At 66.6% G+C, this 15,939-nt stretch carries 16 protein-coding genes; 4 read left to right on the top strand and 12 right to left on the bottom strand.

From position 1 onward, the window contains the following. Positions 1–620 precede the first annotated feature (620 nt). The 3 genes from ACFFJ6_RS25265 to ACFFJ6_RS25255 form a co-directional block, all read right to left on the bottom strand. A complete protein-coding gene (locus ACFFJ6_RS25265) occupies positions 621–1,247 on the bottom strand; it encodes a hypothetical protein (RefSeq protein WP_378393158.1) in 627 nt (208 codons plus the stop codon). A 111-nt stretch (positions 1,248–1,358) separates the two neighbouring features. After that, positions 1,359–2,417, bottom strand: a complete 1,059-nt coding sequence (locus ACFFJ6_RS25260; protein ID WP_378393156.1) for a phosphotransferase family protein — start codon at positions 2,415–2,417, stop codon at positions 1,359–1,361. 168 nt (positions 2,418–2,585) lie between these two features. Further along, positions 2,586–3,818 (bottom strand): acyl-CoA dehydrogenase family protein, encoded by a 1,233-nt coding sequence (locus ACFFJ6_RS25255; protein ID WP_378393154.1) that lies wholly within the window; start codon positions 3,816–3,818, stop codon positions 2,586–2,588. Here ACFFJ6_RS25255 and ACFFJ6_RS25250 point away from each other — a divergent pair. After that, a complete protein-coding gene (locus tag ACFFJ6_RS25250) occupies positions 3,808–3,996 on the top strand; it encodes a hypothetical protein (protein WP_378393152.1) in 189 nt (62 codons plus the stop codon). The genes ACFFJ6_RS25255 and ACFFJ6_RS25250 overlap by 11 nt on opposite strands. Positions 3,997–4,054: 58 nt before the next feature. Next, entirely contained in the window at positions 4,055–4,717 is a 663-nt protein-coding gene (locus tag ACFFJ6_RS25245) for a TetR/AcrR family transcriptional regulator (RefSeq protein ID WP_378393150.1), read from the top strand. A 228-nt stretch (positions 4,718–4,945) separates the two neighbouring features. On the opposite strand, the gene ACFFJ6_RS25240 is transcribed toward ACFFJ6_RS25245, so the two are convergent. The 7 genes from ACFFJ6_RS25240 to ACFFJ6_RS25210 all read right to left on the bottom strand — a co-directional run bounded on the left by ACFFJ6_RS25240 (position 4,946) and on the right by ACFFJ6_RS25210 (position 12,664). Continuing rightward, positions 4,946–5,719: a MetQ/NlpA family ABC transporter substrate-binding protein gene (locus tag ACFFJ6_RS25240; RefSeq protein ID WP_378393148.1), complete on the bottom strand. Its 774-nt coding sequence runs from the start codon at positions 5,717–5,719 to the stop codon at positions 4,946–4,948. A 30-nt stretch (positions 5,720–5,749) separates the two neighbouring features. Then, positions 5,750–6,415, bottom strand: coding sequence for a methionine ABC transporter permease (locus tag ACFFJ6_RS25235; protein WP_378393146.1), 666 nt, complete (start codon positions 6,413–6,415; stop codon positions 5,750–5,752). Beyond that, a complete protein-coding gene (locus tag ACFFJ6_RS25230) occupies positions 6,405–7,523 on the bottom strand; it encodes a methionine ABC transporter ATP-binding protein (RefSeq protein ID WP_378393144.1) in 1,119 nt (372 codons plus the stop codon). The genes ACFFJ6_RS25235 and ACFFJ6_RS25230 overlap by 11 nt, the downstream gene beginning before the upstream one ends. A 339-nt stretch (positions 7,524–7,862) precedes the next feature. Then, a complete protein-coding gene (gene epsC / locus ACFFJ6_RS25225; protein WP_378393142.1) occupies positions 7,863–8,810 on the bottom strand; it encodes a serine O-acetyltransferase EpsC in 948 nt (315 codons plus the stop codon). A gap of 203 nt (positions 8,811–9,013) precedes the next feature. After that, positions 9,014–10,984: a family 2A encapsulin nanocompartment cargo protein cysteine desulfurase gene (locus ACFFJ6_RS25220; RefSeq protein WP_378393140.1), complete on the bottom strand. Its 1,971-nt coding sequence runs from the start codon at positions 10,982–10,984 to the stop codon at positions 9,014–9,016. Then, the gene (locus tag ACFFJ6_RS25215; protein WP_378393138.1) at positions 10,971–11,915 is read right to left on the bottom strand and encodes a family 2A encapsulin nanocompartment shell protein; all 945 of its coding nucleotides are present in this window, start codon (positions 11,913–11,915) and stop codon (positions 10,971–10,973) included. Before ACFFJ6_RS25215 ends, ACFFJ6_RS25220 begins: the two co-directional genes overlap by 14 nt. Before the next feature lie 344 nt (positions 11,916–12,259). Then, entirely contained in the window at positions 12,260–12,664 is a 405-nt protein-coding gene (locus ACFFJ6_RS25210) for a DUF4174 domain-containing protein (protein ID WP_378393136.1), read from the bottom strand. A 167-nt stretch (positions 12,665–12,831) separates the two neighbouring features. On the opposite strand from ACFFJ6_RS25210, the gene ACFFJ6_RS25205 reads away from it, so the two are divergent. After that, on the top strand, positions 12,832–14,079 hold the full coding sequence (locus ACFFJ6_RS25205) for a DUF763 domain-containing protein (RefSeq protein WP_378393134.1): 1,248 nt from the start codon (positions 12,832–12,834) through the stop codon (positions 14,077–14,079). Then, entirely contained in the window at positions 14,079–14,762 is a 684-nt protein-coding gene (locus ACFFJ6_RS25200) for an alpha/beta hydrolase family protein (protein WP_378393132.1), read from the top strand. Before ACFFJ6_RS25205 ends, ACFFJ6_RS25200 begins: the two co-directional genes overlap by 1 nt. Before the next feature lie 74 nt (positions 14,763–14,836). On the opposite strand, the gene ACFFJ6_RS25195 is transcribed toward ACFFJ6_RS25200, so the two are convergent. After that, positions 14,837–15,268: a nitrile hydratase accessory protein gene (locus tag ACFFJ6_RS25195; protein ID WP_378393130.1), complete on the bottom strand. Its 432-nt coding sequence runs from the start codon at positions 15,266–15,268 to the stop codon at positions 14,837–14,839. Positions 15,269–15,291: 23 nt separating this feature from the next. Further along, positions 15,292–15,936 carry a nitrile hydratase subunit alpha gene (nthA, locus tag ACFFJ6_RS25190; protein ID WP_378393128.1) on the bottom strand — a complete coding sequence of 215 codons (645 nt, stop codon included), beginning with the start codon at positions 15,934–15,936 and terminating at the stop codon, positions 15,292–15,294. Positions 15,937–15,939 lie beyond the last annotated feature (3 nt).

Below are 15,939 nucleotides of genomic sequence, written 5' to 3'. Positions count from 1 at the left end.
CCGTGACGATCGCGTTTCGCCCCTCTCCCCGGGGCGGGTTGAGGCGGACTATAGTCCTTTTAGGAATTTTGTCAACACTGCTTTTCGCCTCTATCCTACGTTCGTGAGTCCGGGGCGCGCGCGTTCGTCCACCTCTCCCGCTTGCGGGAGAGGTCGGATCGCGCAGCGATCCGGGTGAGGGCACTCCGCTCTGCGAGTCGCGGAGTCCGTGCTTGGGGCGCCCTCACCCCAGCCCTCTCCCGCAGGCGGGAGAGGGGGCGCGCTGCGGCTGGGGATGGGCATTGAGCTACACGGATGGCGAACGCTTACTTGGCGTAACTCAATGCCTCTCGGTCGTCATTCCGGGGCACGCGCGGAGCGCGGGAGCCCGGAATCCATAACCCCTGCCCTTTGTTGTGACGCTCGGTGTCGCCGCGCGGTGCGCTTGTCGTGACTCCAGGGGCTATGGATTCCGGGTTCGCGCTGCGCGCGCCCCGGAATGACGGGGAGAGGTTGGTGTAAGGTGACTTCGGCCGGGCCGGTGGGGCTCCGGGCGGCGCTCTGGTTCGGGCTCACGGCTCCGGGCGCATCGCGGGGCGATGCTCGCGTTCATCCGAGGCTCACGCTGAGACCACGCGTGATTAGTCCGTGTCCGGAGCAAACAGGACGATCGCCGGGGGGCGCCCCGTGTAGCACTCGATCCCCTTCAGGGTGCCGGTGTCGGGCATGACGCCGAACAGGTCCTTCTGCAGGGGGCGTTTTGCCTTGGTCAGGCAGGTCGCGACACGCACATCGAGATCGGACGAGCGCCAGCCATACAGGCTGCCAGCGACCCGCCGCAGCAGATCGACGAAGGCCGTCGTGTCGTCGATCATCGACAGCCGGACGTTGTACAGCTTCCGGTCCGGGACCCCGGCGTGGATGTTGGCGAGACAGTGCAAGGTGATCTCGCTTCCCGGCCGCGACCGGAATTCGACGTTGAGCATCTTGTCGTTCGACGCAAACATCTTCAGCTCGTCGGTGCCGCCGGCGGACTCCACCAGAACGGACAACCGGCTCAGACAAAACGGCGGCGTCTGCACGAGCTTGGTGCGCTGATCCGGCATGGCCTGCACGATAGCAAGCGCCTTCAAGTTCGCGGGGAGCGTGCCCGGCGCGACCACCGGAAACGACGGCTCGACCACGTTTTCGGCCTGGCTCCGACTCGCCTTCCGGTCGGGAGCTTGCGCGTTCGCCGCACTGGCCGACGCAACCAACGCGACGAACAATGCCGATATCAACCTGACGGACATTCCGTTTCCATTTTGGGTTAGAACACCACGGCGCAAGACAAAGGCGCGGTCGCTTCCGACCGCGCCCCCGTCATTTCCTCGCCTTGCTTACTTCGCGCCGGCCTTCTGGGCGAATTCCCAGGACAGCTTGGCCATCGGGACCGTGCGGGCGGCGGATTCCTTGGCCTTGTCGGAGGCGGCTGTGCCGTCGCGGACGCGGCCGGCGATGCCCTGCAGAATGCCCGCGAGCCGGAAGGTGTTGTAGGCGAGATACCAGTTCATGTTGGAGATGCCGCTGATCCCCGCCGCCTTGCAGTACATGTCGGAGGCCTGCTCCAGCGTCGGCAGGTTCAGCGCCTTGAGGTCGGCGTCGGCGAGGCCCGGCATCGACCACTGCATCAGCAGATAGGTGAAATCGGCCATCGGATCGCCGAGCGTCGATAGCTCCCAATCCAGCACCGCCTGCACGCGCGGCTCGGTGGCGTGGAAGATCATGTTGTCGAGGCGATAGTCGCCATGCACCACCGACACCCGCTCCTGCTCCGGCAGCGTGCTCGGCAGCCATTCCATCAGCCGGTCCATCTCGGGGATCGGATCGGTCACCGAGGCGTTGTATTGCTTGGTCCAGCGGTCGATCTGGCGGGCGAAGTAATTGCCCGGCTTGCCGAAGTCGCCGAGGCCAATTTTCTCGGGATCGTAGCTGTGCAGCAGCGCCAGGGTTTCGATCTTCGACTTGAAGATTGCCCAGCGCGACTCCGGCGTCTGGGTCGGCAGGGTCGGATCCCAGAACACCCGGCCCTCTTCCATCGACATGATGTAGAACGACACGCCGATCACCGCATCGTCGGTGCACAGCGCATAGGCCTTCGCCACCGGGAAGCCCTGCTTGCCGAGCGCGGCGATCACCTTGAATTCGCGGTCCACCGCATGCGCCGACGGCAACAGCTTGCCGAACGGCTTGCGCCGCATCACGTAGGAGCGATTCGGCGTGACGAGCTTGTAGGTCGGGTTCGATTGCCCGCCCCGGAACTGCTGGACCTCGAGCGGGCCCTGATAGCCCTCGACATTCGCCTGCATCCATTCCGCGAGGCGGGCTTCGTCGACACGATGCCGCTCCTCGACCGGCTTGGTGCCGACGTAATCCTCGTCATTTCGCTTCCCGACCAAAGTGGCGCTCCCTTGTTCTTGTTCGCGCGGTCCGCGCCGCGCGTTCCGACGTTCCAAAACAGTCATACCCGGGCGAGGCCCGGGTATCCATCTTTTCAAGAGATGGATCGCCGGATCAAGTCCGGCGACGACGTTTTTGCGTGGGCCTGATGCCCCACCCTTGCGGGCTCAGTGCGCCGTGTTGGCGTACTTCTTGAGCTCGAGCCGGGCGATGGCGCGGTTGTGCACCTCGTCCGGACCATCCGCCAGCCGCAGCGTGCGGATGTGGGCGTAATCCTTGGCCACGCCGGCGTCGTCCGAGACGCCGCCGCCGCCATAGGCCTGGATGGCGTTGTCGAGGATCTTCAGCGCCATGTTGGGCGCCGCGACCTTGATCATCGCGATCTCGAGCTGCGCGGTCTTGTTGCCGACCTTGTCCATCATGTCGGCGGCCTTGAGGCACAGCAGGCGGTTCATCTCGATGTCGGTGCGGGCCTCGGCGATGCGCTGCTCCCAGATCGAGTATTCGATGATCTTCTTGCCGAAGGCGGTGCGCGACTGCAGCCGGCGGACCATCTTCTCCAGCGCCTCTTCGGCCTTGCCGATGGTGCGCATGCAGTGATGGATGCGGCCCGGACCGAGGCGGCCCTGCGCGATCTCGAAGCCGCGGCCTTCGCCGAGCAGCAGGTTCGACGCCGGCACGCGCACGTCCTTCATCAGCACCACGCCGTGACCATGCGGCGCGTCGTCGAAGCCGAACACCGGCAGCATCTTCTCGATGGTGATGCCGGGGGTGTCGAGCGGCACCAGGATCTGCGACTGCTGCTGATGCTTGGCGGCATTGAAGTCCGTCTTGCCCATCACGATCGCGATCTTGCAGCGCGGATCGCCGACGCCCGACGACCACCATTTGCGGCCGTTGATCACATAGTGATCGCCGTCCTTGACGATGCTGGTCTCGATATTGGTCGCGTCCGACGACGCCACCGCCGGCTCGGTCATCAGGAACGCCGAGCGGATCTCGCCGTTCATCAAGGGGCGAAGCCACTGCTTCTTCTGCTCCTTGGTGCCGTAGCGCATCAGCACTTCCATGTTGCCGGTGTCCGGCGCCGAGCAGTTGAACACTTCCGAGGCCCAGGAGATGTGGCCCATCTGCTCGGACAGCAGCGCATATTCGAGATTGGTGAGGCCCGCGCCGTGGAATTCGTCGTCCTCGTGCGAGGACGGCGGCATGAACAGGTTCCACAGACCCTCGGCCTTGGCCTTCGCCTTCAGCTCTTCGAGGATCGGGATCACCTTCCAGCGCTCACCCTCGGCGTCCTGCTTGTTGTAGATCGGCACCGCCGGACGAACATGCGTGTTCATGAAGGCGGTGACGCGTTCCAGCCATTCACGCTGGCGATCGGACATCGTGAAATCCATCAGGCGATCCTCTTTTTCCAAGCTGTTGGCCGACAAGGTTGCCGGCACTGTCTCCCCGCCGCCCGGCCATCGCAAGGCTTTCGCCCTGCCCTCGGCGGCGCCACAGGCGCGCGCCGCGATCGATCCCGGCGGGATGCCGGTCGCCCCCGCGCGCTCGCGCATTGACTTCCGGCCATGAAACGATAGTTTCATACAGCTGTTTGAAATGCAAGTTCGACGATTTTCCACGGGATGGCATGGCCGCCGACACCACACGCACCGCGATCCTCCTGGCCGCCGAGCGGCTCTACGCCGAGCGCGGCTTCGGCGAAGTGACGCTGCGCGACATCGTCGCGGCGGCGGAGGTCAACCTCGCCGCGGTGAATTATCACTTCGGCTCGAAGGACGAACTGATCGCCGAGCTGTTCGTGACGCGCTCGATCGTCACCAACCGCGAGCGACTCAAGCTGCTGAAGGCGGCGGAAGCCGCCGGCGGCGGCCGTGCGCCGGTCGAGGAGATTCTGCGTGCGCTGATCGGCCCGTCATTGCGCGGCTGTCTCGGCCGCGAGAGCGAGCGGTCGGATTCGGCGCGCTTCATGATCCGCGCCTCGATCGAGACGATCGCGCCGATCCGCAAGATCAAGAACCGCGAGATCGATCACTTGCGCAAATTCGCCGCGGCGCTGCGCCGCGCCCTGCCCGGCAAGGCCGACGCTGATATTTACTGGGGCCTGCACTTCACGCTGGCGATGGCGCAGCAGACCGTGCGCGACAGCGAGCGCCTGCTGCGGCTGTCCGAGGGTACTTGCGACCTCGACGACGTCGACGGCGTGATCGACCGCATCGTCAGCGTCGCAGCGCTGGCGCTGACGGCGGGCTCGGCGGTGGACGAGAAGATGGCGGCGCGGCCGGGGCGGTAGTGCGGGCGGTGTAACGAAACCTCGGCTTCGATTTGCTCAAGTCCAGTCTGCCACTAGCAACTTGGCCGCATCCTTCGAGGCTCGCTACGCTCGCGCCTCAGGATGACGACTCTGCATTTGAAAGGCCGCTGAAGGTCAACACATTCAGCGTCATCCTGAGGTGCCCGGTGCGCCGCGCTTAGCGCGGTGCACCGGGCCTCGAAGGATGGGCCACAGGCACCCGCCGCCTCACCACGCCGGAATATACGTGCCCTTGAACCGCGTCTCGACGAACTGCTTGACCGGGTCGGAGTGATAGGCCTCGATCAGTTGCTTGACCCAGGGTTTGTCCTTGTCTTCCTCGCGGACCGCGATGATGTTGACCCAGGGGCCTTCGACCTCTTCCCGCGCGATGGCGTCCTTGGCCGGGTTGAGGCCGGCCTGCACCGCGTAGTTGTTGTTGATCGAGACGAGGTCGACGTCCTGCAGCGAGCGCGGCAACTGCGCGGCGTCGAGCTCGACGAATTTTAGCTTCTTCGGATTCTCGGTGATGTCGGCGACGCTGGCGGTGGCGCCGACGCCGTCCTTCAGCTTGATCACCTTGTGCAGCGCCAGGATCAGCAGGCCGCGCGCGCCGTTCGACGGATCGTTGGCGATCGCCACGGTGGCGCCCTGCGGCAGATCGGCGAGCGTCTTGACCTTGACCGAGTACACGCCCTGCGGCGACGCGATGGTGTTGGCGACCTTGACGATCTTCCAGTTGGTCTTGGAGATCTGGTTCTTCAGATACGGCTCGTGCTGGAACGAGTTGGCCTCCAGCTCCTTCTGCGCCAGCGCCTGGTTCGGCACCACGTAGTCGGTGAATTCGATCGGCTTGACGTCGAGCCCGCGCTCGGCCGCGACTTTCTTCACCACGTCGAGGATCTCGGCATGCGGACCGGCGGTAACGCCGACCCGGATGGTTTCGGCATGGGCGGCGCCGGCGAAAGCCAGCGCGATCAGCGAGACGGCAAGACGGCGCATCGACAAACTCCTCGTGACGTTTGAAAGGGATCAGGACCGGCGGGTGCGGCGATCGAGCTTGCGCGCCAGCGTGTCGCCGAGCGTCTGCACGCCCTGCACCAGCGCGATCAGCACCAGCACCACCGTGAGCATCACCTCCGGCATGAAGCGCTGATAGCCGTAGCGAATGCCGAGGTCGCCGAGGCCGCCGCCGCCGACCGCGCCGACCATCGCCGAATAGCCCAGCAGGCTGACCAGCGTCAGCGTCAGCGCCATGATCACGGCCGGCATCGCCTCGGGCAGCAGCACCTTGCGGACGATCTGCAGCGGGCTGGCGCCGAACGCGCGCGCCGCTTCGATCAGGCCATGATCGACCTCGCGGATCGCCGCCTCGATGACGCGGGCGATGAACGGAATCGCCGCGATGGTCAGCGGCACGGTCGCCGCCGCGGTGCCGATCGAGGTGCCGACCAAGAGCCGCGTCAGCGGCACGATGGCGACCACCAGAATGATGAACGGCGTCGAGCGCGTCGCGTTGACAATGACGCCGATGATGCGGTTGGCGACCGGCGCGGCGAACAATTCACCGGCGCGGCTGGTCGCGAGGAAGACGCCGAGCGGCAGGCCGATCAGCGTGCCGAACAGGCCCGACAGCCCGACCATCGCCAGCGTGTCGAGCAGCGACGACCAGATCATGCGAATGAGTTCAGGCGACATAGCCGAGCTGCTCCACCAGATTGTTGCCGGCCGACAGTTGCGCGATCACCTGACGCAGCACGTCCGGCGCGGCGCCCAGCGATACGATCAGGGTGCCGAACGGATGGCCGGCGATCATCTCGACCTGACCGGACAGAATGTTGAGATCGACGCCGAACTCGCGCGTCACCCGCGACAGCAGCGGCTGGTTAGCGTCGCTGCCCTTGAAGGTGATGCGCAGCACCGCCAGCCCGCCCGGCGGCTGGGTCGGCTGCAGCTTTTCCAGCAGCCACTCCGGCGCGCCGCTGCCGGTCACCGACGACACGAACCGCCGCGTTACCTCGTGGCGCGGCGTGGCGAACACGTCGAAGGTCGCGCCATCCTCGACGATGCGGCCACCCTCGATCACCGCAACACGGTCGGCCAGCGCCTTCACCACCGCCATCTCGTGGGTGATGAACAGGATGGTGAGACGCAGGTCGCGATTGATCTGCTTCAAGAGCTCGAGAATCTGATCGGTGGTTTCCGGATCGAGCGCCGAGGTCGCCTCGTCCGACAGCAGCACCGAGGGCTCGGTGGCGAGCGCGCGGGCGATGCCGACGCGCTGCTTCTGGCCGCCGGAGAGTTCGGCCGGATAGCGGTCGCGCTTGTCGGCCAGCCCGACCATGTCGAGCAGCGGCAGCACGCGCTTTTCGATCACGGCCTTCGGCGTGCCGGCGATCTCCAGCGGCAGCGCGACGTTGCCGAACGCGGTGCGCGACGACAGCAGATTGAAATGCTGGAACACCATGCCGATCGAGCGCCGCGCGCCGCGCAGCTCGCGTTCGCTCAGCGCGGTGATCTCGACGCCGTTGACGACGACACGGCCGCTGGTCGGCTTGTCAAGGCCGTTGATCAATCGGATCAGCGTCGACTTGCCGGCGCCGCTGCGGCCGATCACGCCGAGGATCGCGCCTTTCGGCACGCTGAGGCTGATGTCGTCGAGCGCCACCACCTCGGCGCTGCTCTTGCGGGCCGCATACACCTTGCGGACGCGGTCGATCAGGATGCCCGTCTCAGAGGTTGGAGGGGAGACGGGACGGTCTCCCGCGGGCGGCTGCCAGGGGGCATTCATAACGGGCTTGCTCATCGGCGAAAGATGCCGTCACCGCGACGGCGTTGTCTATCGGGTACCGCCTCGGCTGCTGCGCTGCAACGTTCGGAGAAGAAAAACAACGCCGGGCGGGGATTTCGACACCACGACAGGGTTTGTTATCTGCCGAGAAGCACCTTTGGAGAATTGTTTTCTTCCGCCATACTGACCGCCTGATGCGCGGCGGCTCAATCCCCACGGCGTCATCCTGAGGCGCTCGCCCGCAGGGCGAGCCTCGAAGGATGGGCCGCGCGGTCCTCTTTCCGTTTCACATCCTTCGAGGCCGCCGCTGCGCGGCGGCGCCTCAGGATGACGGCGTGCAGGTGGAGAGGAGCCTCAGATCCCGCCGCCGTTCTCGAACGAGTCGGCGACCGGCTTGGCCTGGGTGATGACGCTGCCGGCCGGCACGCTGCGGGTCAGCCAGACGCCGCCGCCGACTTGCGCTCCCTGCCCGATCGTGACGCGGCCGAGCACGGTCGCGCCGGCATAGATCACCACGTCGTCCTCGATGATCGGGTGGCGATCGCCGCCCTTGACGATGCGGCCCTGCTCGTCGGTCTCGAAGCGCTTCGCCCCGAGCGTCACGGCCTGATACAGCCGCACGCGACGGCCGATGCGCGCGGTCTCGCCGATCACCACGCCGGTGCCGTGATCGATGAAGAAGCTCTCGCCGATGGTGGCGCCGGGGTGGATGTCGATGCCGGTCTGCGCATGGGCGATCTCGGCGACGATCCGGGCCAGCATCGTGACGCCGAGCGCATAGAGCCGATGCGCAATCCGGTGCCGGATCATCGCGGCGACGCCGGGATAGCAGAACACGACTTCGTCGAGACTCTTCGCCGCCGGATCGCCGTCGAACGCGGCGCGGATGTCGCTGTCGAGCAGCGCGCGGATGCGCGGCAGATCGTGGGCGAAATCGGCGACGATCGATAGCGCCTGGCCGTCGATCTCGCCGTGCTTGGCGGTGCCGTCGAGATCATTGAGCCGAAGTTCGCGCCGCACCTCGCGCCGCAGCCGGCGCAGCGCCTGCTCGATCGTGTCGGCGACGAACACGTCGAGCGTCTCTTCCGATAGACCGGACGGCCCGAAGTGGCGCGGATACAGCGCCGACACCAGCGCATCGAGCACGCCTGCCACAGCCTCGCGCGACGGCAGCTCCGGCAGCGGCCGCCCGCGATAGCGCCGCCGCTGCGACACGGCGCGCAGCCCGGCCAGGTCGGCGACGATCGCGCCGAGGTCCCATGCTGGTTCCGGGGCGACACGGGGCTCGGCGGATTGCGGCATGCGGGCTGGCTCCGATGAGTTAGTTGTAAAGCGACGAGTGACAAACTCTCCCCGTCATTGCGAGCACCCGGATCGGCGCTTTGCGCCGTCCGGGTACAGGCTCCGCGAAGCAATCCAGAAGCGTCGTGCACGGGACTGGATTGCTTCGTCGCTGCGCTCCTCGCAATGACGCGTTGATAGTGCTGTGACTAACTTGAATATCATCACCCCCGCAGCCCTCGCCCGCTCTGCAACCGCCGCAATGCATCGACCAGCGCGTCGATATCGTCGTGGGTGTTGTAGAGCGCGAGCGACGGGCGCACCGTGCTCTCCAGGCCGAAGCGGCGCAGGATCGGCTGGGCGCAGTGATGACCGGCGCGCACCGCGATGCCTTCGCGGTCGAGCGCCTTGCCGACGTCCTCGCTGCGGCAGCCGTCGAGCACGAAGGACAGGATGCCGGCCTTGTCGCGCGCGGTGCCGATCAGCTTCAGGCCCGGCACCGTGAGCAAGTGCTCGGTGCCGTAGGCCAGCAGCTCGTGCTCGTGCGCGGCGACGTTGGCCATGCCGATGCGGCTTAAGTAATCGATCGCCGCGCCGAGCCCGACCGCGTCGGCGATGTTGCCGGTGCCGGCCTCGAAGCGATCCGGCGGTCCCTGGAAGATGGTCTTCTCGAAGCTGACGTCGGCGATCATGTTGCCGCCGCCCTGCCAGGGCGGCATCGCCTCGAGCACGTCGGCCTTGCCGTACAGCACGCCGATGCCGGTCGGGGCGAACATCTTGTGGCCGGAGAATGCGTAGAAATCGACGTCGAGCGCCTGGACGTCGACCGGCAGGTGGCAGATGCCCTGCGCGCCGTCGACCAGCACCTTGGCGCCATGGCGATGCGCCAGCGCGGTCATCTCGGCGACCGGCGTCACCGTGCCGAGCGCGTTCGACACCTGCGTGAAGGCGACGATTTTGGTCTTCGGCCCGAGCAGCTTCTCGTACTCATCCAGCAAGATCTGGCCGTGATCGTCGACCGGCGCGACGCGGAGCTTGGCCCCCTTCTCGGCGGCGAGTTGCTGCCACGGCACGATGTTGGCGTGATGCTCGAGATGGCTGACAACGATCTCGTCGCCCTCGCCGACATTGCGGCGGCCCCAGGCCTGCGCCACCAGATTGATCGCCTCGGTGGCGCCGCGCACGAACACGATGTCCTTCACCGACGGCGCATTGATGAAGGCGCGGACCTTGTCGCGCGCCGCCTCGTAGGCGTCGGTCGAGCGCGCCGCCAGCGTGTGCGCGGCGCGGTGAATGTTGGAATTCTCGTGCTTGTAGAAATGCGCCAGCCGATCGATCACGCATTGTGGCTTCTGCGTGGTGGCGCCGTTGTCGAGCCAGACCAGCGGCCGGCCGTTGACGGTCTCCTGCAGGATCGGGAAGTCGCGCTTGAATACATGCGCGTCGAACGGCCGGGCGCCCGACAGATCGAGGACGTGCACCTCGGGGCGGTGCTGCGAAGCCAGCCCTGCGAGATCGAACGTCTCCGCACGCGGGGCCAGTGACGGCGGCGCGGCGGGTGTCGCCCGCGCCAGAGGATTGTCGGCGAGGAAATACAGCGGCGCAGAGGCCGCGACCGCGCTCGCGCCGAACGGGCCTGCGCCAGCCCCCTCGGGCGGCACGAAGCTGCGCAAATCCCCGAGCCGTCCCGGCAAAGCCGCAAGATCCGTCTCCCGCGCGAACACGGGTTGGATGGCGGGCGCGGAGGCCGGCGCCGGAGCGACCGGCGTCGCCGCGAGCGGCACCGTGAGATCCAGCGGCACAGCCGGCGCGTGCGCGGGCTCCGCCGCGAGCTTCGGATCGAGCGCAAACAACGGCGCCGAGGGCCGTGCCGCGCCGATCTTCGGGATCGGCGAGGCCGAGCCGGGATTGTGGTTGGGCTTGAGCGGCGGCGTCAACGGCGGCGTGCCGGGGATCGCGCTCTGCAGCGGCTCGGCGACGAACAGCGGCGCCGAGCCGAGCGCAGCGCCGGGCTCCGGCACCGCGCCATTCGGCAGCGCCGCGAAGAACGCATTCGCCAACCGCGCGATGGTGCCGACATCGGGGGCGCCGAGTGCAGCGGCCGCCCCCTGATCCAGCGTCGCCGGATCCGGCAGCGCGCCGAGTTGCGCTGCCGCTGCCGACCCGGGATGCGCCGAGGGCTCAGGCGTACTCATGATACTTGCCGACCTCGACGTTATCGAGCACGCCGAGCGCGTCCTCGGTCAGCACCGCGAGCGAGCAGTACAGCGAGATCAGATAGGACGCGATCGCCTTGCGGTTGATGCCCATGAAGCGCACCGACAGGCTCGGCGCCACCTCGCCCGGCACGCCGGGCTGGAACAGACCGACCACGCCCTGCTTCTTCTCGCCGGTGCGCAGCAACAGGATCTTGGTGCGGCCATGCTCGTCGACCGGCACCTTGTCGGACGGCACCAGCGGCAGCCCGCGCCAAGTGAGGAACGGCGAGCCGAACAAGTTGATGGTCGGCGGCGGCACGCCGCGGCGGGTGCACTCGCGGCCGAACGCGGCGATCGCGCGCGGATGCGCCAGGAAGAACGCCGGCTCCTTCCACACCTTGGTGATCAGCTCGTCGAGATCGTCCGGCGTCGGCGGACCCTTGCGGGTCGAAATCCGCTGCGACGGCGCGGTGTTGGCGAGCAGGCCGTATTCGGCGTTGTTGATCAGCTCGCTCTCCTGGCGCTCCTTGACCTTCTCGATCAGGAGCCGAAGCTGCTCCTGGATCTGATCGAACGGATGGCTGTAGAGATCGGAGACGCGGGTCTGGACGTCGAGCACGGTGGTGACCGCGTTGAGGAAGTATTCGCGCGGATGCTCCTCGTAGTCGACGAAGGTCTCCGGCAGATCCGCATCGCGGTCGCGGCGCGGACTGCACTCGACATCGAACGACGGTGACGCGGTCGCGCCGCGGGTTTCCTTGACGCGGTTCAGACGGAAGATACCAGCTTCGACCGGTGTCCAGTGCAGCAGCGGCACCAGCCAGCGCGGCGAAATACCGCCCCATTGCGCGCGAGTCTTGGTAGCGTTGGCAAGCTGGCGCGCTGCGCCTTCCGCAAGTGTCCTGCGGACTTCGGTATCATCAGCCATCTGCTCTCTTCCCTTGCACGCGCATCGCCGTTGACGCACGTGGTTCGTTTGGAACTAACAAGCGGAATAAGAGAAGATTTGCACCGAGTCCACGCCGGGAACGTTCCATTATTTCACCCGCGCGGAGAATGACATTCTACTAACAGAGGCGATCAACTCATCGCTGCTGACTGGCGAGAGGTTGATAGCACGCCGTTCCATGAAGACGGCGCTGCAGAGAATGCATTTGCTGAAAATGGAATGATTATTCTTTTGGCGCATAGCGCGCCATTCGCTCTGCCGGCCGGCGTGTCGGCACACACCCTGCAGGCGAGGACGGCGCTGGCGAACGACCGCCGACGCGCTCAGCGCGCGCGGCGCATCTCGTCGCGGCGCATCGGCATCGCATCGACCTTGGCGAACAGATGATCGGCCGACAGCGGCTTGTCCGACGACAGCGCGGTGTGGCCGTCCTTGCCGATCAGAAAGACCTGAAAGCGTTGGCCGTCGGCGGACAGCCGCGACCGGATCTGCCGCGCGGGATCACCGTCACCCACCGCCTCGCGCAGAACGATCGCGCGTTCGGACATGCCGGCGGCCGATGCCTGATAGATCTTGCGCTGCTGCTCTGCGGCCGCATCGCCGGCGGGCGCGACGACCACCAGCACGCGGTTTTTCCAGCGCAGATCGTCGAGTGGCGAGGCCTCACTGTGGCCGGTCATCAGCGTCATCCCCGTCAGCAGTCCGATCGTCAGATTTCGCACGCGCATATTGGTCCTCGGCTCCTCCACTGCCCTTCCGGTAACTTGCAACGCGATCAAACGATCCAGCCTCCTCGTTGCCCCGCGCCGCTGCCGGCATTTCGCCACAAGCTTCGTTGCGAAAGCCCCGCACGCTGCCTAGACTCCAGCCATGATCTTCAAGACATCGGCCCCACATGACCAGGCGTAGCGGCAGCGCGGATCTGCCGCTGCATGGCGGCCGCGTGCCGCAATGGCTGGCAGACCGCATGGCGGCGCTCGGCGCCATCGTCTGCCAGGCGATCGTGCACCATTACGGCCGCGAGGAGTTGCTCGCCCGCCTGGCCCATCCGTTCTGGTTTCAGGCGTTCGGCAGCGTGATGGGGATGGACTGGCACTCGTCCGGCATCACCACCAGCGTGATCGGCGCGTTGAAGCGTGGGCTGGCGCCGCTCGGGGGCGAGCTCGGCCTCCACGTCTGCGGCGGGCGCGGGCGGCATTCGCGGCGCACGCCGGACGAACTGATGGCGCTCGGCCAGCGCGTCGGGTTCGACGGCGACGCCCTGACCCGCGCCAGCCGGCTGGTCGCCAAGGTCGACAGCGCCGCCGTGCAGGACGGCTTCGACCTGTATCTCCACGGCTTCTTCGTCGCCGACGACGGCCGGTGGACCGTGGTGCAGCAGGGCATGAACGAGACCAAGCGGCAGGCGCGGCGCTACCACTGGCATTCGGAGAATCTCGCCAGCTTCGTCGAGGCGCCGCACGCCGCGATCGACGGGCCGACGCAAGGCCAGATCGTCAACCTCACCGACAAGCGCGCGGCGCCGTCGCGCGACGCGCAGCTCGAATTGCTCGCGGACCTCGGCCCCGACGGCGTGGTCCGCACCTATCTGGATGCGACCACCGAGTCGGCGGCGCAGCCTACGCTGCCGCATCTGATCATGCCGGCGCATCACGATGTCCGCTCGGCGGACGTGTTCACGCGCCGGCTGCACGGCACGCTGGCCGCCGCGGCCGAGCGCGGGCCGATCGACTTTCCCGAATTGCTGCTGACGCCCGGGGTCGGCGCCCGCACGGTGCAATCGCTGGCGATGGTCGCCGAGGTGGTGCACGGCGCGCCGTATCGGTTCGCCGATCCGGCCCGCTTCTCGCTGGCGCATGGCGGCAAGGACCGCCATCCCTACCCGGTCCCGATCAAGGTCTATGACGAGACAATCCGCGTGCTGAAATCCGCGGTGCAGAACGCCAAGCTCGGGCGCGACGAGGAACTGGAAACGATCCGGCGGCTCGACGCGCAGGCGCGCCGCCTGGAGCGCACCGCGAGCGGGCCCTCGTTCGAGGATTACGTTGGTGGCGAGCGCGCCGCATCGCCGGCGCTCGGCGGCCGCTCGGTGTTCGGCTGGGAAGCCGACCTTGTCGGCCTCGCGGCGACGCCGGTGAAATGATGCGCGCGCCGGTGACCGAGCTGGTCAAGATCGCCAGCGAGACCCCGACGCCGCTGTCGGCGATCTGGATCAAGCCCCACGACGCACGCGCCTGCCTGGTGCTGGCGCATGGCGCCGGTGCCGGCATGACGCATGCGTTCATGGAGCAGGTCGCGACGGGACTCGCCCAGCACGGCGTCGCGACGCTGCGCTTCCAGTTTCCCTATATGGAGAAAGGCAGCAAGCGACCGGACCAGCCAGCCGTCGCGCATGCGGCGATCCGCGACGCGGTCGCGGAGGCGCGCCGGCGCTGCGGCAAGCGTCCGCTGCTCGCCGGCGGCAAATCCTTCGGCGGCCGCATGACCTCGCAGGCCCAGGCGCTGGCGCCGCTGGGCGGCGTACGCGGCCTCGTCTTCCTCGGCTTCCCGCTTCACCCGGCCGGCAATCCCTCGGTCGGACGCGCCGAGCATCTCGACGGCATCCGCGTGCCGATGCTGTTCGTCCAGGGCACGCGCGACAAACTCGCCGAGCCGGAGCTGCTCGCGCCGGTGGTCCGCGGCCTCGGCAAACACGCCACCCTGCATCCGATCGCCGACGCCGACCACGCCTTCCACGTTCCCGCCCGCACCGGCCGGCGCGACAGCGACGTGATCAGCGAGATCTGTGGGGCGGTGGCGGGGTGGATCGACCGCGAGATCGATTGAACCGTCGCCGCAGGGCTCTCCGGTGAGATTCTTGATGCCGCGCAGCCCCCTTGCCGACGTCGGACTTCCGCACCTCAATAGATCGATGAAGCGTCCAAGCCTCCGTCGATGACCAACGGAGCGATCTTGAGCTGACCGTCTTTGTCGCGCGACGTTGTGAGCTGGTGTATTTTGCGCGACTCCGCGTCATCGACCACCTGATGTTCGAACAACGAAAGCCGCTCTCCCAACGAGACTTTCTTCTGCGCGAGCAAGCTTTCCAAGGCTGCGAGCCATAGCGTGTAGTAGTCGTCGCTGCCGACGATACATGCCAGCTTCTCTTTTGAGTTTATTTTGCCAATGAGGGCGGCTTGAAAGTCGCGAAGCGAAAATAGGCGCCGCTCCGAGAGGGCCAGCGTGAGCGCGAAAGCCCTCGCGTGCCAAGGCTCGGCGAAGCCGCGGCTCGTGTCGGATTCGCCCCAGCCGACCAATTCGCGAAGCTCCTGAATTTCGTGATTTGCATCCATCTTCGTTCTCCAGGAAGCGACGTTCAAAGGCGAGCGACGCCGATCATCGAGTCTCGCGTAACGATGGCGGCGAGTTCGTCTTCCGTCATCGCGTCCGTTCCCGCCGGCCTTTCCGGCAGCACGAGATAGCGGATTTCAGACACGCTATCCCAGACTTGAATTTTGACCTTCTCGTCGAGGGCGAGCCCCAACTCCGACAGCACGCGCCGCGGCTCGCGGACAAGCCGCGATCGGTAAGCACTGGATTTGTACCAGGCTGGCGGAAGGCCCAGGATCGTCCATGGATAGCAGGAGCACAGTGTGCACACGATGACGTTGTGAACGGTCGGGGAATTCTCGACCACATGAAGATACTCGGTCTCGGGGCCACCGAGGCCGAGTTCAGCACAGGCCTCAAGCCCGTTGGCAAGCAGGCGGGACTTGAAAGCCGGATCGGTCCAGGCTTTCGCTACGACGCGCGCGCCCGACTTCGGTCCAATCTTCTCCTCGTAGTACGATACGATTTCATCGACACGGTCCGAGTCCACCACCCCCAGCTCTGAAAGCAGCGCTTCCATCGCTTCGGTGCGGACGGCCTGCCAAGGCTTTTCAACACCGTGGTCATGGTCGTGATCGTGGTGGTGGTCATCATGGTGGTGATGATCGTGGTCGTGATCGTTTGCGCTCATCGG

The organism is Rhodopseudomonas telluris, assembly GCF_042432815.1.
In the GTDB taxonomy this organism is placed as follows: domain Bacteria; phylum Pseudomonadota; class Alphaproteobacteria; order Rhizobiales; family Xanthobacteraceae; genus Rhodopseudomonas; species Rhodopseudomonas telluris.
Note: the sequence above shows the minus strand (reverse complement) of the source record. Positions and strands in the feature narration are given on the sequence as shown.

Coding starts and splice junctions, on each gene's coding strand:
- ACFFJ6_RS25255 (WP_378393154.1), bottom strand. CDS start 3,818: ATGGATTTCACGATGTCCGATCGCCAGCGTGAATGGCTGGAACGCGTC.
- ACFFJ6_RS25245 (WP_378393150.1), top strand. CDS start 4,055: ATGGCCGCCGACACCACACGCACCGCGATCCTCCTGGCCGCCGAGCGG.
- ACFFJ6_RS25240 (WP_378393148.1), bottom strand. CDS start 5,719: ATGCGCCGTCTTGCCGTCTCGCTGATCGCGCTGGCTTTCGCCGGCGCC.
- ACFFJ6_RS25235 (WP_378393146.1), bottom strand. CDS start 6,415: ATGTCGCCTGAACTCATTCGCATGATCTGGTCGTCGCTGCTCGACACG.
- ACFFJ6_RS25230 (WP_378393144.1), bottom strand. CDS start 7,523: ATGAGCAAGCCCGTTATGAATGCCCCCTGGCAGCCGCCCGCGGGAGAC.
- epsC (WP_378393142.1), bottom strand. CDS start 8,810: ATGCCGCAATCCGCCGAGCCCCGTGTCGCCCCGGAACCAGCATGGGAC.
- ACFFJ6_RS25220 (WP_378393140.1), bottom strand. CDS start 10,984: ATGAGTACGCCTGAGCCCTCGGCGCATCCCGGGTCGGCAGCGGCAGCG.
- ACFFJ6_RS25215 (WP_378393138.1), bottom strand. CDS start 11,915: ATGGCTGATGATACCGAAGTCCGCAGGACACTTGCGGAAGGCGCAGCG.
- ACFFJ6_RS25210 (WP_378393136.1), bottom strand. CDS start 12,664: ATGCGCGTGCGAAATCTGACGATCGGACTGCTGACGGGGATGACGCTG.
- ACFFJ6_RS25205 (WP_378393134.1), top strand. CDS start 12,832: ATGACCAGGCGTAGCGGCAGCGCGGATCTGCCGCTGCATGGCGGCCGC.
- ACFFJ6_RS25200 (WP_378393132.1), top strand. CDS start 14,079: ATGCGCGCGCCGGTGACCGAGCTGGTCAAGATCGCCAGCGAGACCCCG.
- ACFFJ6_RS25195 (WP_378393130.1), bottom strand. CDS start 15,268: ATGGATGCAAATCACGAAATTCAGGAGCTTCGCGAATTGGTCGGCTGG.
- nthA (WP_378393128.1), bottom strand. CDS start 15,936: ATGAGCGCAAACGATCACGACCACGATCATCACCACCATGATGACCAC.